Annotated in this window: 25 protein-coding genes; 10 read left to right on the top strand and 15 right to left on the bottom strand. The window is 35.4% G+C overall.

What is annotated here, in order from left to right:
• Positions 1 to 242 precede the first annotated feature (242 nt).
• Together glsA and C564_RS0124865 are read left to right on the top strand one after the other, a co-directional pair.
• Positions 243 to 1,172 (top strand): glutaminase A, encoded by a 930-nt coding sequence (gene glsA, locus C564_RS0124870; RefSeq protein ID WP_006093333.1) that lies wholly within the window; start codon positions 243 to 245, stop codon positions 1,170 to 1,172.
• Positions 1,173 to 1,349: 177 nt separating this feature from the next.
• Positions 1,350 to 1,691, top strand: a complete 342-nt coding sequence (locus C564_RS0124865) for a DUF3969 family protein (RefSeq protein WP_003194872.1) — start codon at positions 1,350 to 1,352, stop codon at positions 1,689 to 1,691.
• A 21-nt stretch (positions 1,692 to 1,712) separates the two neighbouring features.
• Here the strand turns inward: C564_RS0124865 and C564_RS36970 are convergent, their stop codons facing one another.
• Positions 1,713 to 1,871: a hypothetical protein gene (locus C564_RS36970; RefSeq protein WP_000532411.1), complete on the bottom strand. Its 159-nt coding sequence runs from the start codon at positions 1,869 to 1,871 to the stop codon at positions 1,713 to 1,715.
• A gap of 117 nt (positions 1,872 to 1,988) precedes the next feature.
• The gene (gene ytaF / locus C564_RS0124855; protein WP_018767240.1) at positions 1,989 to 2,597 is read right to left on the bottom strand and encodes a sporulation membrane protein YtaF; all 609 of its coding nucleotides are present in this window, start codon (positions 2,595 to 2,597) and stop codon (positions 1,989 to 1,991) included.
• 137 nt (positions 2,598 to 2,734) lie between these two features.
• On the opposite strand from ytaF, the gene C564_RS0124850 reads away from it, so the two are divergent.
• Together C564_RS0124850 and C564_RS0124845 are read left to right on the top strand one after the other, a co-directional pair.
• The gene (locus C564_RS0124850; RefSeq protein WP_003194865.1) at positions 2,735 to 3,388 is read left to right on the top strand and encodes a DUF1232 domain-containing protein; all 654 of its coding nucleotides are present in this window, start codon (positions 2,735 to 2,737) and stop codon (positions 3,386 to 3,388) included.
• Between the two features lie 377 nt (positions 3,389 to 3,765).
• Positions 3,766 to 3,969: a hypothetical protein gene (locus C564_RS0124845; RefSeq protein ID WP_018767239.1), complete on the top strand. Its 204-nt coding sequence runs from the start codon at positions 3,766 to 3,768 to the stop codon at positions 3,967 to 3,969.
• A 182-nt stretch (positions 3,970 to 4,151) separates the two neighbouring features.
• Here the strand turns inward: C564_RS0124845 and C564_RS0124840 are convergent, their stop codons facing one another.
• Positions 4,152 to 5,573: an amino acid permease gene (locus C564_RS0124840; protein WP_018767238.1), complete on the bottom strand. Its 1,422-nt coding sequence runs from the start codon at positions 5,571 to 5,573 to the stop codon at positions 4,152 to 4,154.
• 231 nt (positions 5,574 to 5,804) lie between these two features.
• Positions 5,805 to 6,059: a hypothetical protein gene (locus tag C564_RS0124835; protein WP_003194859.1), complete on the bottom strand. Its 255-nt coding sequence runs from the start codon at positions 6,057 to 6,059 to the stop codon at positions 5,805 to 5,807.
• 280 nt (positions 6,060 to 6,339) lie between these two features.
• On the opposite strand from C564_RS0124835, the gene C564_RS0124830 reads away from it, so the two are divergent.
• Complete coding sequence (locus C564_RS0124830) at positions 6,340 to 7,755, top strand: sigma-54 interaction domain-containing protein (protein ID WP_018767237.1); 1,416 nt, start codon at positions 6,340 to 6,342, stop codon at positions 7,753 to 7,755.
• A gap of 64 nt (positions 7,756 to 7,819) precedes the next feature.
• Here C564_RS0124830 and truA read toward each other — a convergent pair whose 3' ends face one another.
• Positions 7,820 to 8,557 carry a tRNA pseudouridine(38-40) synthase TruA gene (gene truA, locus C564_RS0124825; RefSeq protein WP_018767236.1) on the bottom strand — a complete coding sequence of 246 codons (738 nt, stop codon included), beginning with the start codon at positions 8,555 to 8,557 and terminating at the stop codon, positions 7,820 to 7,822.
• Positions 8,558 to 8,790: 233 nt separating this feature from the next.
• Positions 8,791 to 9,642: a DnaD domain-containing protein gene (locus C564_RS0124820; RefSeq protein ID WP_018767235.1), complete on the bottom strand. Its 852-nt coding sequence runs from the start codon at positions 9,640 to 9,642 to the stop codon at positions 8,791 to 8,793.
• Positions 9,643 to 10,052: 410 nt separating this feature from the next.
• Between C564_RS0124820 and C564_RS0124810 the strand changes: the two genes are divergently transcribed.
• A complete protein-coding gene (locus tag C564_RS0124810; protein WP_018767233.1) occupies positions 10,053 to 11,501 on the top strand; it encodes a L,D-transpeptidase family protein in 1,449 nt (482 codons plus the stop codon).
• Between the two features lie 235 nt (positions 11,502 to 11,736).
• Here the strand turns inward: C564_RS0124810 and C564_RS0124805 are convergent, their stop codons facing one another.
• The 6 genes from C564_RS0124805 to C564_RS0124780 all read right to left on the bottom strand — a co-directional run bounded on the left by C564_RS0124805 (position 11,737) and on the right by C564_RS0124780 (position 18,611).
• The gene (locus tag C564_RS0124805; RefSeq protein ID WP_033794877.1) at positions 11,737 to 13,215 is read right to left on the bottom strand and encodes a WD40/YVTN/BNR-like repeat-containing protein; all 1,479 of its coding nucleotides are present in this window, start codon (positions 13,213 to 13,215) and stop codon (positions 11,737 to 11,739) included.
• Between the two features lie 215 nt (positions 13,216 to 13,430).
• Complete coding sequence (gene rlmD / locus C564_RS0124800) at positions 13,431 to 14,816, bottom strand: 23S rRNA (uracil(1939)-C(5))-methyltransferase RlmD (protein WP_003194847.1); 1,386 nt, start codon at positions 14,814 to 14,816, stop codon at positions 13,431 to 13,433.
• Between the two features lie 10 nt (positions 14,817 to 14,826).
• Entirely contained in the window at positions 14,827 to 15,690 is an 864-nt protein-coding gene (locus tag C564_RS0124795) for a DNA-3-methyladenine glycosylase family protein (protein WP_018767231.1), read from the bottom strand.
• Between the two features lie 59 nt (positions 15,691 to 15,749).
• Positions 15,750 to 16,532, bottom strand: a complete 783-nt coding sequence (gene pdaA, locus C564_RS0124790; RefSeq protein ID WP_018767230.1) for a delta-lactam-biosynthetic de-N-acetylase — start codon at positions 16,530 to 16,532, stop codon at positions 15,750 to 15,752.
• A 127-nt stretch (positions 16,533 to 16,659) separates the two neighbouring features.
• A complete protein-coding gene (fumA, locus tag C564_RS0124785) occupies positions 16,660 to 18,183 on the bottom strand; it encodes a class I fumarate hydratase (RefSeq protein WP_018767229.1) in 1,524 nt (507 codons plus the stop codon).
• Between the two features lie 245 nt (positions 18,184 to 18,428).
• Entirely contained in the window at positions 18,429 to 18,611 is a 183-nt protein-coding gene (locus C564_RS0124780) for an SE1561 family protein (protein ID WP_002174720.1), read from the bottom strand.
• 257 nt (positions 18,612 to 18,868) lie between these two features.
• Between C564_RS0124780 and yfkAB the strand changes: the two genes are divergently transcribed.
• Positions 18,869 to 19,996, top strand: a complete 1,128-nt coding sequence (gene yfkAB / locus C564_RS0124775; protein WP_018767228.1) for a radical SAM/CxCxxxxC motif protein YfkAB — start codon at positions 18,869 to 18,871, stop codon at positions 19,994 to 19,996.
• A 38-nt stretch (positions 19,997 to 20,034) separates the two neighbouring features.
• Here the strand turns inward: yfkAB and C564_RS0124770 are convergent, their stop codons facing one another.
• Together C564_RS0124770 and cax are read right to left on the bottom strand one after the other, a co-directional pair.
• On the bottom strand, positions 20,035 to 20,832 hold the full coding sequence (locus C564_RS0124770; protein WP_026008703.1) for a YfkD famly protein: 798 nt from the start codon (positions 20,830 to 20,832) through the stop codon (positions 20,035 to 20,037).
• Positions 20,833 to 21,126: 294 nt separating this feature from the next.
• Positions 21,127 to 22,182: a calcium/proton exchanger gene (gene cax, locus C564_RS0124765; RefSeq protein ID WP_026008702.1), complete on the bottom strand. Its 1,056-nt coding sequence runs from the start codon at positions 22,180 to 22,182 to the stop codon at positions 21,127 to 21,129.
• A 187-nt stretch (positions 22,183 to 22,369) separates the two neighbouring features.
• Between cax and C564_RS0124760 the strand changes: the two genes are divergently transcribed.
• The 3 genes from C564_RS0124760 to C564_RS0124750 all read left to right on the top strand — a co-directional run bounded on the left by C564_RS0124760 (position 22,370) and on the right by C564_RS0124750 (position 23,655).
• Positions 22,370 to 22,786, top strand: a complete 417-nt coding sequence (locus tag C564_RS0124760) for a pyridoxamine 5'-phosphate oxidase family protein (RefSeq protein ID WP_003194829.1) — start codon at positions 22,370 to 22,372, stop codon at positions 22,784 to 22,786.
• Positions 22,787 to 22,938: 152 nt separating this feature from the next.
• Positions 22,939 to 23,085 (top strand): BH0509 family protein, encoded by a 147-nt coding sequence (locus C564_RS0124755; protein WP_026008701.1) that lies wholly within the window; start codon positions 22,939 to 22,941, stop codon positions 23,083 to 23,085.
• A gap of 141 nt (positions 23,086 to 23,226) precedes the next feature.
• Positions 23,227 to 23,655 (top strand): EamA family transporter, encoded by a 429-nt coding sequence (locus C564_RS0124750; RefSeq protein ID WP_003194827.1) that lies wholly within the window; start codon positions 23,227 to 23,229, stop codon positions 23,653 to 23,655.
• 7 nt (positions 23,656 to 23,662) lie between these two features.
• On the opposite strand, the gene C564_RS0124745 is transcribed toward C564_RS0124750, so the two are convergent.
• Positions 23,663 to 24,259, bottom strand: coding sequence for a DedA family protein (locus tag C564_RS0124745; RefSeq protein WP_003194825.1), 597 nt, complete (start codon positions 24,257 to 24,259; stop codon positions 23,663 to 23,665).
• Positions 24,260 to 24,500 lie beyond the last annotated feature (241 nt).

The following is a 24,500-nucleotide window of genomic DNA, read 5'->3' as shown; positions in this document are numbered from 1 at the left end:
ACAAAAGGTGACCTGCCCTCGTTTTCTCTCTTTGTTTTACTTGGCATGGGGCAGGAAGAAGATCTGACCGCTTCTATGCATGGCCAGATCCTCTCTCCCAACTAAAAAAGGGTTTATATTGTTTTCAATTTTTATTCAAATAGAAGTTTCATTTTATCATTCCACTTTTTCATGTTATTATTTATTTCCAAGTTTATAGGGAACAGTAAACTTAGTGAAACAGGAACAGGAGCGTTGGTATTATGCAGTGCATCGAGATAAATAACTTGCAACAGCTGTTAGAACAAGTAAAGCCATATACAAAAAAAGGTAAACTTGCTACTTATATCCCCGAACTAGGAAATGCAAATCCAGACGATTTAGGGATCGCTATCTACCATAAAGAGACAGAATATATCCATGCTGGTAACTCACAAACACTCTTCACCCTTCAAAGCATTTCAAAAGTAATTACACTTGCTCTTGCTCTTCTAGATCGCGGTGAAGAATATGTATTCTCTAAAGTTGGAATGGAGCCCACTGGTGACCCATTCAATTCTATTATTAAGCTAGAAACAACTAGCCCTTCTAAACCTCTTAATCCAATGATTAACGCTGGTGCGTTAGCTATTACAAGTATGCTTACAGGAGATAGTAACGAAGAGAAGATGGAACGAATTCTCCGCTTCGTACGTGATATTACAGACAATCCTACAATTAACTACTCTTCAAAAGTAGCCATCTCTGAACTAGAAACTGCTTACTTAAATCGTTCTCTTTGCTACTATATGAAGCAAAATGGCATCATTGATGGCAATATCGAGGAATTAATGGATTTATACACACGTCAATGTGCTATTGAAGTAAACTGTATTGATTTAGCACGTATTGGTTTAATCTTCGCAATGGATGGCTACGATCCATATAAGAAAAAACAAATTATTCCAAGACATATCACAAAAATTTGCAAAACATTTATGGTAACATGTGGCATGTACAACGAATCTGGTGAATTTGCAATCCGCGTTGGTATTCCCGCAAAAAGTGGGGTAGCCGGTGGTATTTTTGGCTGCGTAAAAGGCGAAATGGGAATCGGTATTTTTGGACCAGCTCTAGATGCAAATGGAAATAGTATCGCTGGATTTAAAATATTAGAGTTACTCTCCGCTCAGGAAGGTTGGAGTATTTTTTAAAAAGGTTTCTTAATGACAGTTTTCCTCATTACCTATAATTCAATTTCAAATTCCAACAAATAAAAAAGTTATCCTGCCCCCACTTAAATAGGATAACTTTTTTTATTATGCATATTTGTTCCCCCCTCCCGAATAATATAGTACAACCTAACGCTATACGGTGGAGGTGTAAAAGAAATGAAACTTATTTTTCAAATGGAGGAACAGCCTGTCCTAGAAAAAACCATCCTTCTTTTTATACTCAGTATTGTAGAAAGCCTAAAATTAAAAGTTGTTTCCCCCGATGAGGCTTATCGATACATATTCAATTTAGAAGTATTGGAATTATTAATGGATCGAAATATTGATGATCAAGTACTAGAGCTTATTCATTTTGGAATGGGACTTGAAGACATTCATCATGTCCTTCCCGAAGAACTTGAACCAAGTATTGAGGAATTAAAATGGCGTTGCATTCAAGTTCTAGGTGAATATGGCATGTATGAAGAATCACAGCAATTAATTGAGGACATCCGCTAAAAAAGCACCTATATAGGTGCTTTAATGTTTTTTTAAACTATTTTTGTACGTTTCAATATTAACTGGTAATTCTTCCTCTTCTAACGTATGCTCATTTACATCCTTATGAATGAATGCTCCTTTAGGTGGCTGATGATCATGACCTTTTTTCTTATGATCAAATGCTTTACCACGTCCCATACTCATCCCCCTTTCTTTAAAAGAAATCAATGTTAGTATGAAGAAAAACACGTCGATATATGCAGTACTTTGTTGTATTTCCAAGGAAATATTCGAATATTGTTTTCCAATCTGCTCTCACATCAATTGATCGATTCCGATAAGAATTAGTAAAATGCCCGCAATAATTGTTGCCCATTTTCCTAAGTATTCCGCTAAAAATCTCTTCCCTATATAGGAAAAACCGCTAATACAAATGAAACTAAATGTACCTGAGATAATTGCAGTCCACCAAAGATTCAAGTTGGTTACTCCCGCATCAAATCCCCCTGCAAGATTATTAATTGATAATGCAACACCTAATACCAATGCTTCAGAAAAACTGATTGTTTTAGATCTATCAAAGTCAGCATTCTCAGGATTACGTAATATTCCCATCACGCTTCCATCTTTCTCTGATACCTCCCCTTGCTTACTAAGTAAGGGTTGACATAAAACAAATACCCCAATTATCCCGAGTACAAGTGCACCAATTAAATTTGCGATAAAATCTGAAATAAACAATGAAATCCAACTTCCAAAAAAGCCAGCCAATAGAGCAAACAAGAAACCCAAAAAGGCGATGATAAAATTATTAAACCAAGAAATTCGAATCTTGCGAATCCCATACGCAATACCTACACCTGCATTATCTAAATTAGAAGCAATTCCAATCAAAAAAATTGAAAATAAACTGGCTGTACTCATCAACATTCACTCCTTCTGTTCACTTTTCATTGCATATTATGCAAATGTTGAGCAACTGTGCCTGTCAGCTTCATATACTTGTAATAAAAAGCTCCACATTTTTTCAACACCTTAGAAAAAAAAGGAGTGCCAAAACTATGTCTACTCAAAATCCAAATGATAAACTTGGTACCTTATTAAAAAAATTGTTAAAAGAACGTGCCTTATCTATGCGCCAATTAGGAACACTTACAAACATTGATCCTTCCACAATTTCAAGAATTATAAATGGTAAACAACAAGCAAAACAAAAACACCTGCAAAAATTTGCAGAATGTCTGCAAATTCCACCGCAAGTGTTATATGATGCAATCTATACAGATTCCCCTCATACAAAAAAAGAAAAAACAGATATGTACACATCACTTGATGCAATTCAACAAACATTACAATCCTCCAACTTATTTGATTATGAGTACACAACAACTCGTGTGAAACAGGAACTTGAAAATTATGAAAGATATGCACAAACAACAGAAGGTCAGAGACGCATTCATGAGAGTTTCTCAACAAAACTAGAGCAAATTGATAGTACAGGTCCTTTCATTGAGCAATTAACAGATATGTATCATCAATTTTGCAAAGAGTCCACTCCTCTCAATGAGCGTGCTATCATTGGAAGTGCCCTACTGTATTTTGTTTTATCAACAGACATTATTCCAGATTATATATTTCCAATTGGCTATTTGGATGATGCAATTGCAGTTGAGTTAGCAAAAGAGAAATTGGCTGATATAAAGAAGAAAACTTAGAGGCTGCTCAAGAAAAATGGAACTATTTCAAAATTCTAATTTGACTAGCTTCTGAAATAGTTCCATCCTAAAAAAATCGTACAAACATCAAAGTTTGTACGATTCCACGACAGGTACTTTTCATATTACATGATGTATCTTATCCTTTTATTAGGAAAACCTTAATTTTTTCTTATTTTTGTGTATGACACCATTCATAGATAAAAGCGGTAATCACTTTCGTAAACTCAATCAACTGCTGAACTTCAACTTCTTCATTTTATCCATAACTTAAGATGAAACTTTTCTTACTCTTTCACAAATCAGAATTCTACCACACAAATTGGAAAATTTTATGTTATAATTTAATTATAAATTTATAAAAAGGGGCTAAGTTGATGATAAAAGATAAACGACTGAAACGCTTATATTACCTATACCTTTTCCCTGCAATCCTATGCATGATGTTTTTTCTCAACAGCGACATGAATAGCCTTCCTTATGCACAGCTACTCGGGACAGTTAGCGGTTGTATCGCAGCGATTATGCTTGCTGCTTTTTGGACTGTTAAACTACAAATCAAAAAAGATCAATCCTCTTAGTCTACATGTATTTTATAAAAAACGAGCTATCTGGTAGATTAGCTCGTTTTTTGATTTTCATTTCAATACTAATGATATCCTGTCATTCTCTACATATAACATAAAGCTATGATTATGTACCTACGGTTGATTTTTTTATAACACTATTACTCATCTACATAAAAATCAAACCTAAAATTCCATCATAAACTTTTTACTTCTATTGTATCCTTCTTTTCAATGTGTTCCATTGATTTTTTCTTATTTTTTGTAACACGGTAAAACAGTAAACAAACAATCATAAATGGAACACCACAATACAATGCCATACGTTGATCTGGAATAAAAGCCATGCTCACAATTACAGTCATATTTAATCCGAAACAAAGAAGTGGCACAAACGGATACAACGGCGTTTTAAATTTCAAATCCTTAATATCCCCGCCTTGCTTTACGTACATTCTTCTACCAAGAAGATTTGATAAACCAATCGATGCCCAGACTAGTATTCCACCGAATCCTGCAATAGAAAGAAGCCATAAATAAACTGTATCTTCTGCATATATACCAGATAATAAAGAAAGACAACCAAAAATTGTACTTGTAATTAATGCATAAATAGGAACACCGTTTTTAGATAACTTCCCAAAAATTGGACTAATCATCCCTTGCTTCGACATAGACCAAAGCATACGAGAAGTTGCATATAAGCCCGAATTTGCTACTGATAACACCGCTGTAATAATAACAAAGTTCATAATATCTGCGGCATACGGAATCCCAATTTTATCAAATACAACTACGAATGGACTTTCTACTAATCCCGCTTTTTCCCATGGGAATAACCCAGCGAGTATGAACATAGAAAGTATAAAGAAAATGAATATACGCCAAGCTGTATTTCTAATTGCTTTCGGAATGGTTTTCTCCGGGTTTTCACTCTCACCGGCCGTAATCCCAACAATTTCGGTCCCCTGAAAGGAGAAATTAACGGCAATCATGGTAATTAGAATCGCTTTCAGTCCATTCGGGAACAGTCCCCCGTGATCAGTAAAGTTTGAAAGCATCGGTGCTGCGTCATTTCCTTTCATATGTAAAAATCCAAACATCGCTGCCCCGCCTAAAATAATAAATGCAATAATTGTAATTATTTTAATGCCAGCAATCCAAAACTCAACCTCTGCAAAACTCCGTGAGGATAATACATTAATCGAAAAAAGAAGGACTGCAAACACGACGCACCATATCCAAGATGGTACATGTGGAAACCAGCGCTTCATTAAAATACTTACTGCAATCAACTCAATCCCTATCGTAGCAGCCCAGTTTAACCATGACATCCAACCAACTACATAACCTACCGCAGGCGAAATATACTTTGTAGCATACATTTGATAAGATCCTGCATTCGGCATAGCAACAGCTAACTCTCCAAGACAAAGCATCGTTAAATACATAACAAAGCTCCCAACAAGATACGCTACAATCGCACCGCCTGGCCCTGCTTCATGAATTGTATAACCTGATCCTAAGAAAAGACCTGTGCCAATAACCCCTCCAAGTGCAATCATAAATATGTGTCGACTTTTTAGCTCTCGCTTTAACTCCTGATTTTGCTTTTCCATATGAGCCCCCCTAGCAGAAATGTAAACGCTTTAAAAAATAATATAAAAAAATAAAGTGCATACTCATGATTACGACAGAATTGTAACAAGAGGGAGATTTTTCAAAAGAAAATCTCCCAATCCAAGGAAATACCTATCACACGATAAATAGTTGCTACTAAAATTTTTTATAATTTTCCACAATTGTTTAAAAGATCCTTAGAAAACGGTACATCATCCAGAAGGACTATATTAATCACTTCCTGTAATCAATAAATCATCCCTGACTGTTATTAATAATGTTTGCTCCGTGATAACTTGTCCTTCTTCTACTTCTAGCAATTCCACATAACCGCTGATTCCCACTTTAACTTCTACTTTCCGTTCATCCATCGTTTCAATTAAAGCTAATTTCTCCCACTCATATACGTAGGAACTTTCATTAATAAATAATTTTGTAACTCTGCCATAGCAAGGACTGTACACGTTTTCTATTACTGTTTTCATCTTTTAACCCCTCTTTCTTATTAAGTGCGCATGTAACTCTTTTCTCCCACCTCCAAATTTATAAGATTCAACTACTATTCATGCAAGATATATACCAACCTAATTTCTTACTTAGGATTAAGAGATAGTACTGAAAAAATCTGAATTCCACGCAATATCTTTCTTCTCTTTTAAAGATTTTTCACCTTAAACATGCAAATTTTTTTTGCATACTCGCAAAAATTTTATTAAAATTAAGAAAAATCAGTCTTCATAGGGTATAACAAGGAGAAGATGAAACATGTATACAGAAGAAATCAATTTCAAAAAATTAGTTGAAATGAATATGCTATATGAAACTTTACTGAATGAAATTGATATTGGCATTCACATGATTAACGAAGAAGGTAAGACGATCATTTATAACCGCAAAATGATGGAAATTGAATCGATGGATCATAAAGATGTACTATATAAAAATCTTTTAGAAGTATTTGCTTTTGAAGAAAACCAGAATAGTACTCTTATAGAGGCATTAACACTTGGAAAAGCAAAGAAAAATATAAAACAGACTTATTTTAATAATAAGGGGCAAGAGATTACAACAATTAATGATACCTTCCCTATAGTGAAGAATGGAAAAATCAAGGGCGCTGTTGAAATCGTAAAAGAATTTCCTCCATTAAGGCAAACGAGTAAAGTGGGCGCGATTCGAGGGCATCATACAAAATTTACCTTCAATCATATAATAGGTAATTCAGGCGCGATTCAATCGGTTATTACAGAAGCAAAAAAAGTAACGCGTACCTCTTCCTCTATACTGATTGTGGGAGAAACAGGAACTGGAAAAGAACTATTTGCACAAAGTATTCATAATAAAAGTCAACGTGCTGGAAAACCTTTTATCTCACAAAATTGTGCTGCCATTCCTGAAACTTTAATGGAAAGCTTATTATTCGGTACGAATAAAGGAGCGTTTACAGGCGCAATCGATAAACCAGGCTTATTTGAAGAAGCACATGGTGGGACTTTATTGTTAGATGAAATTAACTCGCTAAGCCCTGCACTTCAGGCCAAATTATTGCGGGCAATACAAGATAAAACAATACGAAGAATCGGCGGATCACAAGAAAAAGAAGTCGACGTTCGAATCATAGCTACCATTAATGAAGATCCGATTGAAGCTATCACGCATAATCGCCTGCGAAAAGATTTATATTACAGACTAAGCGTCGTTACTTTATTTCTCCCACCTTTAAGACAGCGGAAAGAAGACATCTTACCGCTTCTTCATAGCTTTATTGAAAAATATAATATGCAGTTTGGTTTACGAGTACAAGGTGTGGATGACAGCGTAATAAATTTCTTCTATAAACACGATTGGCCCGGCAATATACGCGAATTAGAGCACATAATTGAAGGGGCTATGAACTTAATTGAAGATGAGGACGTTATTACAACATCCCATATCCCAGCTCGTTTTTATGAGCTAACAAAAAACGAATCCCCTATTCAACCTCCTCTAGCTAGATGGGAAACAGATAAATTAGATCATACATCGAAAACTTTAAAGAACACAATAAAAGAAATGGAAAGAGAATATATTATTCAAATTCTTAAAGAACATAATGGAAATATCTCGCAAGCCGCAAAATACTTAGGATTAAGTAGACAAAACTTGCAATATCGATTAAAAAAGTATGGGCTAAATACGTAATCATAGAATGTTCTATAAGCATAAAAAATAAAGGCCGTTCCGAAAGGACGGTCTTTATTTTTTCCTAAAAATCAACCTTCTCCAAATACAATCCACTCGCATCCGCAAGACAATTAATTTGATTTCGTTGTTTCGCTTCTAAAATTTGTGGGATCACTTCAGCATCTAACTGACCTAATCCAACTTCTACTAACGCTCCAACGACTTTTCTCACCATATTGTGAAGAAATCCATTTCCGTTCACTCTAATTTGGATGAAACCTTCACTTTCCACGACATCGAGCATATATATTTCACGAACCATAGATTTCTTTTTAGATTTAGCATTAGAAAAAGCAGTAAAATCATGTGAACCAATTAAATATTGCGCTGCTTTTTGCATGTTTTCAATATTTAACTTTTTCCCAACATGCATGCTGTATTTACGCATAAATGGATTTGTATGTTCCTCATTCCAAATTTTATATAAATACGTTTTCGATTTTGAGTTGTAGCGAGCGTGGAAGCGTTCTGAGACTAACTCTACATCAGTAATACTAATATCGTTTGGTAAGTATTGATTTAAATACTTTTTAACTTTAAGTTCTGGTAAATTCTCATCAATCTTAAAATTAGCTACTTGGTGAAGAGCATGTACACCAGCATCTGTTCTGCTGCATCCAATAATTTCGATTTCTCTTCCAGTCATTTCTGATAATACACTTTCGATTTTCCCTTGAATCGTATTATCATTATTTCCAAGACGTTGCCAGCCTTTATAACGGCCTCCGTCATATTGAATTGTTAATTTGTAGTTGTTCATTGTTTTCTGCTATTAAAAACATAGACATTTTCCTATTCATGTTTTTATTAACAGACTCACCGCCTTTCTTTTTCCGTTACATAAAACAAAAATTTTAAGCATTCTATGATGTTTTTCGTAATCTTCTTTTCATAGTAACACAAGACAGCTGATTAGGCGTCTACTTCTGCCAATGTATTATGCGCATAGACCACACATATTAAATCAATAATGTATAATCTCCCTTTTCTAGTTCACGGACGCCACCCATGTTCCTGCAAGAACTTCTGTAGCTCTTCTTCAGACGGTACGTTTTTCTCCCATTCTTCACAATCATTTAGAAATTTCTCAGTATCATGGGCAACAGACGATTCCTTCTTCCGAAACCTCACTGCTGCTTCCTCTACTTCACTAAGCCTCGTATATCCTTTTTCATGCCAGTCCCATAAAATCCCCTTCACATAAGCAAGCGTCCGCTTATTATTTTCATAGGCAATCTGGAGTGCTTTCAATACAAGTTCATCTGACAGATCATCCATCCACGCATTCAGTTCCTCCATCGTATGCGGTGACAAGCTGTCAAAGTTTTGTTCATAAAACGTGAATACATTACCTCCTGAATCAATTTCCCCATCTGTTTCACAGCTTTCGGCATCATCTTGAGGAACAGCTTGAGACTCTTCAACCGGCATGCCAAAATGCTCCAATAACAGCGGAATACTCAGCCCTTCCTCCAAACATTTTTGAAGAAACATATGTAAAAACTTTTTGCTTTTCACAGTCTTTAGCTCACGCAACACACATTTCTCTATGTTCGTGTTCGTAACTAGGTTATAGCGCACCCAGTTCTGGATGTATAGCTCCTTCGTTTCTGCATCATATAATATTTTTCCATAGTCAATGAATCGCTGCAGTAGCTTCTCAACAGTTTCCCGGTTATAGCCTGTTTCCATCTCCGCCAAACGCTTCGGCAACGGATAAATGCCGCATTGCGTCGTTTTAGAGCATGTCAGCAAGTATATGTAAAAGTATCGTTCCTCCGGCGTTAAGTCCAATACAAAATCATCCTGCCAAAAATTCACCTGTACATTCCGGTATACTGCCATATTGATTCCTCCCATCTTTTACAGCACATAGGAAATTACCCTTTCCTTAATAGATATAAGGACGAATGAGGAAATTTGGCAATTTGATTTTTAAAAAATGACTAATACGGTTTTATTTCTTTTAGGATGATTCTTGTAGTAGTAGTTTTTTTGTTTTGTTTTTGTAATGATTTATTACTTGTAAGGGGCTTGGGATGGGCTTGCAAGGGCATTGTAAGGGACTATTCATTGTGAATCAAAAGAATTTAGCTATCCTTTTGATATCTCATTCTATTAAAAAATACAAATTCAACCAATTTAATACGATAAAATCTAGTCAAAAATAATGAAATTTTAAGAATAATAAGGTACACTAGTCAATGGTTTTAGTTTAAAATCGGTTGACGTTGATGTATACGGAGGAATAGTTTATGGACAACAACACAATAAATGAATCAGTTGAAGAAGTTGATAGAAAACGAGTAAACTCAAGCAAGCGTTTTAAAAATTGGAAGTTTATCACAGCAGGTGGCGTCGTTACAATTGCACTTCTAATTGGGGGAATGAGTTATTATCAGGCAACTCGTTTCAATTCACAGGTTACGATTAATGACACAAAAGTCGGTGGTCTGACTGCTGATCAGGCACTAAAGAAATTAAAAACATCTGGATTAGAAAACAAAGTCTATGTCGGCCAACAACAAATTTTAGATGAAAAAGATACGCAAACGGAACTTACGGAAGAAGATTTGCCTAAAGTTAAGAAACTATTAAAAGGCCAGTGGACATTTTTCCCTTCCTCAAAGGAAAAGAATTATTCGTTGCTACCAGAAAAGGCGGATCAGTATCGAAGCGAAACGATGAAAAAACTTGTAGAAGAAAAGCTCATATCTATGAATAAAAGTTTAAAAGCGCCTCAAGATGCTATGGCGAAGCTCGAACAGGGCAAAGTTGTTATCTCAAAAAGCATTGACGGAAAACAGTATGATATTGCTAGTCTATTGAAGGATTACGACAAGCAGAAATATAAAAGTGAAATCCATCTGAATCCTGTATACATACAGCCTATTAAGGAAAACGATTCGATTGTCAAAAAAGAAGAACAAGCGCTACAGGATCTTCTTCAACAAACCATTGATTATAAGGTACAAAATGAAGTTTACTCTTTAAAAGCTAAAGATTTAATTCAAAATGCCTCTATGTCAAAGGATATGAAAGTTACAATCGACGCGAGCGACATTAAGAACAAGATTGCTGAAATTAATAATTCTAAATCAACATTAAATAAAGACTTCGCATTTAAAACCCATTCTGGTTCGGTCATATCAGTAAAAGGACAAGGCTATGGCTGGGCAATACATATTGAAAAAGAAGCAAAACGAATCCAAGAAGCCTTCGAAAAAGGGGGAAAATCGCTTTCCGCTTCTAATATTTACGGAAATGGCTGGAATAATGAAGGCATCGGTTATGAAACAACAGCGAATAATGGCATTGGAGACACGTATGCGGAAGTGTCTATTGCAGAACAGCAAATTTGGATTTACAAAAATGGAAAATTGGAAGTCACAACGAATGTAGTAACTGGTAAACATAGCACGAGTGAAGATACATCACCAGGTGTGTGGTATGTACTCTATAAACGATCACCGTACACACTCAAAGGTAGCGCAGTAGGTAAACCCGATTATTCCGTTAATGTAGATTACTGGGCTCCGTTCACAAATGGCGGACAAGGATTCCACGATGCCGGCTGGCGGACAAACTGGGCCAATAATGCCTATTTAACGGGAGGATCGGGAGGATGTGTTAACCTTCCTCCTAGTGTTGCGAAAACTGTGTATGATAATCTCAGCACTTATGAACCGGTTGTCGTGTACTAGCAAATAGCAGTATCTCAAGTATTTTCTTTATAAAAACAAAGAAGCAGGAAATCCTAAGTGATTTTCTGCTTCTTTATTTTTATTATTTATGCTCCGTATTTCTCCTGTGCAGGGTGGAAAACAGTTGTATACTTATATTCAACTGCCATAAAAACCCCATTTGCTTATGGTATTGTTCACTGTTGCACTTGCAACGGAGGCCATTTTATTTATTCACCTTTAGTACTAACTCTAACTATTTTTCAACTTCCTTTATATATTCCCATGTTTCTCCTTTATCTTTTGATTGATAAAGTGCGCTACTATCACCATTATAATCTCCATCTGCTCCTTGTCCAACTAACATATTAAAAACTCCATCTTTCTCATAAGGCATACCAGGAGAATCAAAAGGACTTATTATAGACTGTGTATGATCTAATTTCACTTCATGAGGTGTATAATTTATCTTTTTAAAAGATACGCCCCCATCATCTGTACGATATAGCTCTCCGTTAGTACCAGAAGGACGGATTGCTCCTAAAAATCCAAGTTTATCATTTATGAAAGTTATTCCTGATACACTACCAATTCCTCCGATGAATGGGTCTGTATTTATAACCTCCCATGTTTTACCTCCATCAATAGTCTTGCTTAGTGAATAAAAAGCACTACCTAATGCTTTTTCTGTCATATTTAGTTTATAACCAACTTCTTTTGATAGGAAAAACTGTTCCTTGCTATTAGTTAAATCTTGTTGCTTCTCTTTAGAACTCTTTTGATTTGGTTTAGTATTTAGTTTACTCCAATTCGGGTCACCTATTAAGTTATATCTAGCAGGTACTAACTCTTTCTCTTTTCCAGGGACAAATATAGATACAGTATATCCAATGATTTCAGAAGTTGCTTCTTCAAGTTTATGCTCCTTACCGTCCTCATTAATATTAATAATTCCCTCCGTATTGTACCCCCAATTCCTTTTCCCGTAATAAATCAATCCATACTTACCTTCATTCCACTTACTAACTGTTCGCTTAACTGGAATAGCCTTAACCGTTTTAATTAAAGGTTCTACTAGCTTATCATCATCATAATCAGGATTTGCATATCCATTTCGTATTATAGTAATGTCTTGTGACTTTTTTTTATTATAAGTTATTAAGTAAGTTTCCTCTTTCCCATCAGCATTTTTCCCATAAACAAATGTATCAAACGCTGTGATTGTTCCATCTGAATGAAATGTAAGATCAAAATCAGTTGCCATATATAATTTCTTTGGCAAAGTATATTTTTTATTTATATCTTCAAAAATACCTTCTACCCCATATTCATATATATTATTATGTTTAAATTTAACTGACCTTTCATGTTTTAACCTTTCTATAAACCATGCAAGCTTGCCTCCATAATTTGTTGCACTTTTATAAATCTGTACTCCATAAAATGATGTGATTACCACAATAATGATAATAGAAATGTATTTCGATGCAGTTAAATTAGTTAATTTTTTAGATTCATATTCTCTATCTTTTATCATTTTCATTGTAGTAAATGTAATTATAGATATAAAAAATACTATACATAATAATAAAATATAAATATTATAATTCATTCTTCCATACGTACAGAATGAAGCTAACTCATAACAAAAAATCCAGTATCCAATTAGTAATATTGGGTTTGTTAATAACGATATAAATATCCTTTTTGCATTTCCTCTAAATATGTAAATCACCCCTAATCAAATTTGGTAATTATATTTATCTATATTGAGTATACTTTGTTTTACCAAATATTTGTATAATCCTTTGATCATCATATTATTTAATTACATACGAATTAATTCAAATCACTATCCGTTACTTATGATACGATTCAGCGTAATTCACCCTGAATAAAAATTAGGCCTTATCGATTTTTCGATAAGACCTATCTCTCACTGCTACACCTTTAATTTTCTTTTCTAACAAGCCTTACCACATTTTCCACATGCGCCGTATGCGGGAACATATCAACCGGTTGTACATATTCCACTTCATAACTCTTCATTAATGCTTTCACATCACGCGCTAATGATGAAGGGTTGCAAGAAACATAAACAACTTGCTTTGGTTGTACTTTTAAAATTGTTTCAAGTAACTTATCGTCACAACCTGTACGCGGTGGATCAACCACGATTACATCTGGACGCCAGCCTTCTTTCACCCATTTTGGTAGCCATTGTTCTGCCTTTCCAGCTTCGTACTTTGTATTTGTAAATCCGTGACGTTTCGCATTTTTCTTTGCATCTTCAATCGCTTCTGGAATGACATCCATACCGCGCACTTCTGCTGCATCATTTGCTAGCCAAAGTCCAATTGTACCAACGCCACAATATGCATCAACGATTTTTTCTTTTCCTGTTAACGCAGCGGCTTTTTTCGCTTCGTTGTAAAGGACAACAGTTTGTTCTGGATTCAACTGGAAGAATGCACGTGCTGATAATTCAAATGATAAATCACCAAGTGTTTCTTGAATGACTTCTTTTCCAGCTAAGTTGAATGTTTTGTCACCAAAAATAACAGATGTTTTACGCCAGTTCACATTTTGCATAATCGATTTGACTGTTGGCATTTGTTTTTGTACTTCTGCGATAAATTGCTCTTTATTTGGTAATTCTTCTTTTGTTGTAATTAATGTGACTTGTACTTCCCCTGTTTGAACTGCAGCACGTGTCACAATTGTACGCACTAGACCTTTTTGTTTTTTCTCGTTGTAAATAGAAATGTTCAATTTTTCTAATATACGTCGTACAACTTTTGTCGCTTCGTTTGTTGCTTTATGCTGAATCATGCAGTGAGAAATATCAATTAATTGATGTGAGTTCTGTTTATATAATCCTGTAATCACTTTTTCATCTTTACGTCCTACTTGTAATTGACTTTTATTACGATAATGCCATGGGTTTCCCATACCAAGTGTTGGACGAATGTCAGCTTCCATGCTTCCGTTCATATACTTTTCAAAGGCTTGTACCACAATATCTCGCTTTTGATTCAACTGTTCTTTATAATCTAAATGCTGCAATTGACAACCACCGCATTCATCATATACTGGGCATGGCGGTTTTACGCGATGCGGTGATGCTTTACGAATTTTTTTCACTTTCGCTTCAGCAAAGCCACGCTGAATTTTCGTTGTTTCCGCAACAACTTCTTCTCCTGGTAATGCCCCTGGAATGAAAACAACTTGTCTCTTAAAATAACCAACGCCTTCTCCGTTAATCCCTAGACGCTTAATTGTCACAGGAAACGTTTGACCAACTTCCAACTTACTCTCATGTTGCTTTTGTACCATTATTACACCTCTACTCTATACTTTTCCATAAATACAACGCTGCATAACTGCAGTATGGTTCACACTCTTGTTTCATTTTTTCTAAAAATGCATCATCTGGTTTATTCTCTAATTGAAATATACCTTGAAGTGCACGCTGAATCCCAATATCTGCTTTTGGGAACATATTTTTCCGTCCGAGCCCAAACAGTAAAAAGTTTTGCACCGTCCATGCACCAATACCTCGTACTGGTAACAATTGTGCTGCTACTACTTCTTCTGTTTGTTTTTCTAGCTCCACTAAATTTAGCTTACCTTCCACAATATGTTTTGCTAGTCCTACCATATATTCAGCTTTTCGTTGACTAAATTTCTGATTTCTGAGCTCTTCTATTGAAATATTCGCTACCCTTTCTGGTGTTGGGAAAAAGAAAACGCCATTCTTCTCTGTTCCATATCGCTTTACAAATTGTTCTGTAAGAGAAGTAGCAAATTTCAAATGAACTTGTTGATGAATAATACAACGAAGAAGACAAGCAAAATAATCAAACTCTAAAACAAGTGGTGTATAGGCATATGTTTCAAAAAGTGGACGTAATGATGTGTTTCTAAAATGGGTTTGTATATCTTGAAAAGATTCATTCCATTGAAAAATGGAATAGATGCGTTTCATAACCTTCTCTTGTTCACCTGTCTGACTTGAAACCCAAAATTGTGGGTTTTGAAGCGTACCAATTCCTTGTACGCGGACAACAATTTGTTCTTCATCCATAACAAGTGGGACATAAACTATTTTCTCTTCTAATTGAACAACATTGAGTGGATCAAAAGACAAACGCCTGAGTACCTCTTCAAAATGGTACGAATCCTTTAACGTAACATGTTCGCTCCACATACGTTTCCCCATCCTTTTTACACATCATTATAGCATGAGAAAACCGTAAGCATACATGCTTACGGCTGATTGCTTTTTACTAAATCATCCAGGCTTTTAAAATGATACCCTTTCTCGCGCAAATCATCAATGATTTTCGCAAGCGCTTCTGCATTATCTTTTGATATAGCATGAAGTAATATAATGGATCCTGGATGAATCATATTCATTACATTATTATGAGCATATTGCCATCCTCTTTGCTGATCTACTTTCCAATCTAAAAATGCAAGCGACCAAAATACGTTATAATATCCCATTTCTTTCGCAAGAGCTAGCGTACGCTCACTAAAAATCCCACGCGGAGGACGTACATATTTCACTTCTTTTTGTCCGGTTACTTTTTTAATTTCATCCGTTACACTTTGTAATTCTTCACGAAGTTTCTCATCATTTACAGTTGTAAAATCAGGATGGCTTCGAGAGTGGTTTCCAATAATGTGACCTTCATTTTTCATTCTTAATAATAACTCTTTTTGCGTCTTTATATAATGACCCGTTACAAAAAATGTTGCTGGCACTTTCTTTTCTTTTAGTACATCCAAAATTTTTCCAGTATATCCATTTTCATATCCATTATCAAATGTTAAATATATATCTTTTTTCTTCGTGTCTCCTAAATAAAAACCACCATTACCCCGGAGTAGATCAGTAAATTTTTTCCCTGCATCTGGCGGGGTCTCATTTTTTGCTCGCGGAATCCCCCAGTGATTTGGTGCGTTCGTATACGCGAAAGCAGAAACTGGAACAAGTGTCATTATAATTGAAAAAATGAGACCTATATATAACCATCTATGCTTCATAAATAGTCTCCTTTCCATATATCATCGTACCTGTAGTTTCTGTTTTCAATATTCCTTTCATTCTAAACAAGTTTTTCTATATGTACCAAAAAATGCACCTCGAATGATTCGAGATGCATTTTTCCACTTACTTAAATACCGGTTCTTTAAAGCTTGCTAATTTTTCAAATGATGTTTTATCTACATCTGCATGTAGGCTATTACCATGAGAGTCCATTGTTACAACAGCTTTAAAGCCATCAATACGTAGGTGCCACATTGCTTCTGGAATACCAAATTGTAAGAAGTCGACATCTTTCACTTCTTTAATACATTCTGCATAATACTGCGCAGCACCACCGATTGCATTTAAATATACACCACCATGTTCTGCTAGTGCCGCTAATGTTTTTTCTCCCATGCCGCCTTTACCGATGACAGCACGAATACCAAACTTCTTCATAATGTCGCCTTGATATGGCTCTTCACGAATACTTGTCGTTGGACCTGCCGCTTTAATTTTCCAATTGTCATTTTCATCTTTCACTACAACTGGACCACAGTGATAAATGATTTGTCCATTTAAATCTACCGGGCAATCGTTATCCATTAAGTGCTTATGAATTGCATCACGACCTGTGTACATCATCCCGTTAATGGTAACGACATCTCCAACGCGAAGTTCACGAATTTGCTCCTCTGTAATTGGTGCCTGCAGTACAATTTCACGCTGCTCACTTTTTGCGTGCTCCACTTCTTGTTGAAGTGTATTTTCACCTTCTTGATATAACCAATCGATAATCTCACCTGTTTCAGGATGAATTGTTACACCAAGGCGACGATACGCCCAACAATTATATGCAACAGACACATAGAAACTAGCTGGCAGACGATTGTATACTCCAATTTTACAACCAAGTAAGGTTGTTTCTCCACCAAATCCCATCGTACCAATGCCAAGCTTGTTCGCATTCTCTAATACGTATTCTTCAAGCTTCTGTAATTCAGGAATTGGATTCACATCATCTAATGTGCGAAATAGTTGGTTTTTTGCCAACTCATAACCTGACGTACGGTCTCCCCCGATACCAACACCGATTACTCCTGCACTACACCCTTGTCCTTGTGCTTGATATACCGCATGAAGAAGGCATTTGCGAATCCCTTCTAAATCACGACCTGCTCGTCCAAGTCCTTCTAATTCACAAGGTAAGCTATACTGAATATTTTTATTTTCACAGCCACCCCCTTTTAAAATTAAACGGGCATCAATATAATCTTTCTCCCACTGCTCAAACTTAATCACAGGTGTACCTGGTCCTAAGTTATTACCGCTATTATCTCCGAAAAGAGAATCAACAGAATTCGGACGAAGTTTCCCGTCCTGTGTCGCCCGCTCAAGCGCACTGTAAATTGCTTCTTTCATTTGTAATTGATTTACGCCAACTGGTGTATAAATTTTGAAGGTTGGCATCCCTGTATCTTGGCAAATTGGAGAGATGTTTTCATCTGCCATTTTAATATTATTTGTAATGGTGCCAAGCGCCATTGCAGAACGAGTCCCTGCATTTTCTCGTTCTTTTGCTCGTTGAATTGCACGACGAACATCTTTCGGTAAATTCGTTGATGTTTCAACAATCAGTTGATACATACTTTCTTGAAGCTTTTCCATTGTTACTTCCCCCTCAATTGTGAACGCTACCAAAACGCTACGAGATGAAATTTTCACCCTTAAATCTCTAGAGTCTTTGTTTTTATTTTATGACTCTTAAGATCAAACGAAATTTTTCACAACTTGATTATACCCTTTTTTCCATATTCCTTCTATTTAATCGGGCAGGAAATCTATATATTTTCTAATAAAACAGCGCATTTACAGAAAACGGCTACCAATATATAATTGGTAGCCGTTTTATATTATTCGTCTTTTTTAAATTGCTCACATTTCAGTTCTAATTCATCTAACATCGCAAGAAGACGATCTACATCTTCTAATTCTACCTCTTCTGGTTCAATTGTATCAATTACTTCGATGAACATATTTAAACGTTCTTTTAAATATACTAATTGTGAATCTTTATCTTGAATTGCTTTTCCCACAAAGGCACTCTCCTTTTTATTCGAGTTACTCTTATTATACCGCAAAAATGATTATCCCGAACATGAATTTTCATCATTTTTGCCACAATACTTGATTACATACAAGCAGACATTTAAATTACTTCCCCCATCACTTGAAGTGAAATCAACAGATGAAGAATTTTTGTTACAAAAAGTTTCACTTTATAAAACGTCCATATTCTTCTATTATAGAGGATGGACAAATTGTTATTTCAACAGTCAAAGGAGTATTTCAGATGAGTATATCACAAACAATGAAGCCGATTACTCCTTCTTACGATCCATGGGAAGCGTATATGGACCTTGAAGAGTACGGCAAACTACTATTAACAAACGTTGAATTTACAACGACAACGTTATGCAATATGCGCTGTGAGCATTGTGCTGTTGGTTATACATTACAGCCAAAAGATCCAAATCCGCTTCCAATGGAACTTTTATTAAAACGATTAGATGAGATTCCTCATTTACGTTCTTTAAGTATTACGGGCGGAGAACCAATGCTCTCAAAAAAATCCGTCGACAACTATGTAACACCACTCTTAAAATATGCCCATGAACGAGGCGTTCGCACTCAAATCAACTCAAACTTAACTATAGATTTAGCCCGTTATGAACAAATTATTCCTTATTTAGATGTGTTGCATATTTCACATAACTGGGGAACAATTGATGATTTCGTTGAAGGTGGATTTGCAATGATGGAGCGCAAACCTACTTATGAACAACGTGCTAAACTATTTGAACGAATGATTACAAATAGTAAAGCTTTATCAGATGCAGGTGTTCTCGTGTCAGCAGAAACAATGTTAAATAAACGTACCCTACCACATATTGAACACATTCATCGTCAAATCGTCGAAGAAATGGGCTGTAAGCGCCATGAAGTACACCCTATGTACCCAAGTGATTTTGCTAGCAACCTTGAAATTTTAACAAAAGATGAAATTCGAAGTGCTATCGAGCATTTATTAGATATTCGTGATGAAAATATATGGATGTTATTTGGCACACTACCTTTCTACGCATGTAGTAATGATGAACGTGACTTAGCTACATTAAGAAAATTACATTTAAGCAAAAACGTGACGGTTCGTAACGATCCAGATGGGCGTTCTCGCTTAAATGTAAATATTTTTGATGGCAACATTATCGTAACAGACTTTGGTGATATTCCACTGCTTGGTAACATTCAAACAAGCACATTACAAGAAGCCTACGACAGATGGTGTAGTTCGAAAACAGCGAAATCATTAAGTTGTCACTGCCCTGCTGTAAAATGCCTTGGGCCAAATATTCTTGTGAAAAACAGCTATTATCCAACCGAGGATTTCTTAACAAAAGAAACAAATATTATACTGTAGCAAAAAAAACGTCAGCATATTTAGCTGACGTTTTTTTGCTATTGTGGATAAGGCGAAGAAATAAATTTAAAGGATACATAATCTTGTATAGGAATAGATGCCCCAATTCCTTGTGAAGTAATATTTTTAATGACAAGCCTCTTCTGATTTCCTTTTAAAACAAGATATACTTCTCCAAATGTAACTTTTCCTTTTTCATTTACCGCTGGTGTATATGCATATAAATACCCAAGTTGTTTTGGGCTGATATTATATACGCGCTCATTTCCAGTACCATAACCAATTGTTGTTTTAAAAGAAAGGGGAAGCTGCACCTTCTCCATCGCCTTTAAAAGAATCATCTTTTTCACATCATCTGTATCTTTAATATAGGCTGTTAAACCACCTTCTACCGTTTTTTGCGATTCTTGTTTGTACCGAAGCGGATATAACCGCTCCACACCACGGTTATCATATACATTACGATTCACTTGCTTATATTCCCAATTTATCGCTGTATCTGTTGATTCATAATTTAACGGCCATTGACCTAAATAAATTTTCGCCCTATATCCAACTGCAAGAGGTGCATTTGAAATCGAAGTTTCATTAAACAACCGAATTAAATCTGGGTTTTCGATTCGAATGGTCGATGTTTTCAGTAATTCTTTCGCTAGTTCACTTGGCTGCAAACGCGGTAAATCTTGCGCTTCATTTGGATACGTATTGTCCTTTGAAATATTCAAAACAGATGAAGGCATCTTTACGTTTATTGTTGTCTTTGCAGAGCTACTATAAGGAAATAATAAAATAAACGAGACCATAGTTGAAAGACATATGCTGTACACTCGTTTCACCTACTTTACCCCTTCCTAATTTAAGAGTGTATAAATCATTTAAATAGCTATTAAATACAAATTGAAAAACCGACATAAAACCTTTCTTTTTAGGTGGGAGAGAGCATCTGGTCATGCATAAAAGCGGTCAGATCCTCTTCCTGCCCCCCATGCCAAGTGAAAACAAAGAGAGAAAACAAGTGCATGTCACCTTTTGTTCTTCGTAGCAGCGACTTATATGCCTGCAAATCAAAATGGATTTATATATTAACTATCTCTATTATTTTCTCTCCGTAATATTGTTATCCCAATTTTTTATAACAAGTAAAAGCCAATTCCCATAATGAAATAAGCGGCTAATAATGTTCCTCCTTCAAACCAGTTCGTATCTCCATCATTTGAAATTGCAATTGTTAAAAAGACCGCTGTAATCATGGACACAAGTTCCGGCATTGTAAATACAAGGGGCATTTTTACCGTAAAAAACATCGAAAGTATGATGAGAACAGGGGCAACGAACATGGCAACCTGCAAGGTTGAACCGACTGCAATTTCAACTGCAATATTCACTTTATTTTTATAAGCCATAATAATTGCAGAGGCATGCTCCGCGGCGTTACCAACAATCGCAACAATGATAACCCCGATAAATAATTCCGACCATCCAAATGATTTTGCTACCGTTTCAAATGTATGAACAAGCGCCTCGGATACATAAGCAACAGCCGCTGTTGCAATCGCTAAAATAAATAATGCTTTCCCTTTTGACCATTCAGGCTCTTCCTCATGTTCTACTTCATCGCTTTTATGCTGATACACACCACGATGCGTAACCAGTTTAAAGAATAGTGCGGCTAAATACATGACAATCATGATGATTGAAACCCCAATACTTAATTGATATGTTTTGTCTATACTCATCTTCATTGAAAAAACTTCTGGAATAACAAATGCTACAACAACTGCAAATATTAGTAAGGCCGAATTATGCCTTGCATCATAAACATTAAAACTTTGTCTTTTATACTTGAGCCCTCCTACAAAAAAAGAAAGACCTCCAACTAACAATAAGTTGCCAAGAACGGAACCAGTTAGTGAAGCAAGTACGACTTCAGTTAGCCCTGCTTGTAATGCAAAAACTGAAATGATAAGTTCAACCGCATTCCCGAAGGTTGCATTTAATAGCCCACCAATTCTTGGTCCAGAGACAATAGCTAAACTTTCTGTCGCTCTTCCCATAAAAGCAGCGAGAGCAATAATTGTAATGCAATACACAGCAAACATAATTGTTTGTGGCCAATGCAACGTATTTCCAAGAATAGAAAGCGGTACACCAGCAAGTGCAAGTATTAAGAAAATTTTATTAAACATATTTTCCATCCTTCCATCGTATGTATTTCCCCCACTATTATCATTATTCTTCTCCTAACTTGTCCCATTTCATCACAAATACGTTTAAAAAATACGATTGAAGAAAAAAGTATGAAAGAGTGTAAAAAATTTTAAGCAACAAGTTTTCGCAGAATGAAATTACGGATAACAGAAAGGGGCTCAAAAAATGAATTTGAAAGAAAAAATTGCAACTATTATTGAAGGACAAAGAACAGGTGTATTAGCTACCGTGCGTGAAAATAAGCCACATAGCTGTTTTATGATGTTTTTTCATGAAGACTTTGTATTATATGTCGCAACAGATCGTAATTCCAAAAAGGTAGTAGATATCGAACAAAATTCAAATGTACACGTGCTACTCGGAAGAGAAGGGAAGAAATGGGATGAAGATTATATCGAAGTAGAAGGCACCGCTTCAATTGAAGAAGAGCAAACATTAAAAAATAAATTTTGGAACAACAACTTAAAACGCTGGTTACTCGGCCCTGAAGATCCTAACTATGTACTTATAAAGATCAATCCAAATACAATTTACTACATCGATAGTGCTGGTACGACTCAACCAGAGTTTTTACGACTGTAATTCAAAAACAAGCCCTTTAAAAGGGCTTGTTTTGTCGAAAAGTTCTTATCAAAAAAAAGATAAAAAAGATGGAACTTTCTAAAGATTCTGTTATATAATAGTATCAACTTAAATAAACTGTATTAAAACAGATTGGGAGGAGAAACAAAATGATGAAAAGAGAAGAACGAAAAAATATGATTGAGTTTATTGAAAAGAAAAAGGGAATTGAGCGTGAAGAGCTTTTATTTATGACAGATGATGAAGTAGAACACATTTATAATGTAACGTACTTTTTATATGAAGAAATTGCAGAATAATAGATCTAAGGCCCATCTAACATCTTTATGTTAGATGGGCCTTTACTATTTTCATAGTTATATTCAAAACATCCTCTTGCTATCCGTTATACTTGAGAATGATTTTCACGTATAATAATACAAGACTGGAGGAATTTTACTATGAGTTCATGGCTATTATTCGCATTATTATCAGCAATTGCTGCAGCACTTGTATCCATTTTTGGAAAATTTGGTTTAGAAGGAATCGATGCCAATGTGGCAACAACTATCCGTTCAATCATCATGGCACTATTTATGATAGGTGTAATTATGATACAAGGTAAATTTCAAAATATTGGTGACGTTCTAATGAATAAAAAAGCACTGCTATTTATCACGTTAAGTGGTATAGCTGGTGCCTCATCATGGCTGTTTTATTTTCTCGCCTTAAAAACAGGAAAAGTTTCACAAGTTGCTCCTGTAGATAAATTAAGTGTTGTATTTTCAATTATTCTTGCAATAATTATATTAGGCGAAAAATTAAACTTCATGACTGGAATGGGTGTTGTATGTATTACAGCAGGTGTTCTCTTCATTGCTTTCAGCTAAAAACCGCTTAACTAGCGGTTTTTTTTCTTCTTATGTAGAGCCATACAATAAGTACAACTACTACTGAGATAATTAAAATCCACATTCCATAATGATGCAAACTATATTCAACAAAGCGCCACTTCTCTCCAAGTTTCCATCCAAGTCCAATAAAAACGCTAATCCAGATGAAAGCACCACCGTATGCGTATAGACAAAATCTCCAAAACGTTAAATTTGACATACCAGCAAAATATGCAGTTAAATGACGAACTCCTGGTATAAAATATCCAATCATTATTAAAAAAGGACCATATTTTTCAAACAAAACATGCGTTTTTTCAATTTGCTTTTCTTTAATTCCTATCTTTGGACCATATTTTTTTAATACAGGCAGTCCAAGTTTTAAGCCAAGTATGTAACTTAAAGTAATTCCAAGTACCGCACCAGCCATTCCACTTAAAAAAGCAGCTGTCCCTGACATAGTTCCTTTCGAAATATTATAACCAACAAACGTCAGCAAAAACTCATCTGGTATTGGCAGACCCACTATTCCACCCGCAAGAGCTATAATAATTCCCAAATACCCATAATGTGAGATTAACTCACCAATATGTTGTTCCATTTGGATGACACATCCTATGCACAATCGTTATTCCATATTGTACCCTCTCTATCTTTTAAGCAAACATGGTATACATATTCACTATACATCGTTTTTATAATGAACTCTACTCCTATTCATCTTACCTGTAATGAAACTTTTTACTACTTTTAATCTTCATTTTTCAGGACCTTAAGGTGTGAATGCATATTGTCCACGAATAGCGTGATAAATCCATACTTCACTTCATAATTATAAGAAA

This window comes from Bacillus sp. 105MF (assembly GCF_000374885.1).
Classification (GTDB): domain Bacteria; phylum Bacillota; class Bacilli; order Bacillales; family Bacillaceae_G; genus Bacillus_A; species Bacillus_A pseudomycoides.
This window is presented reverse-complemented; position numbering and strand designations above follow the sequence as displayed.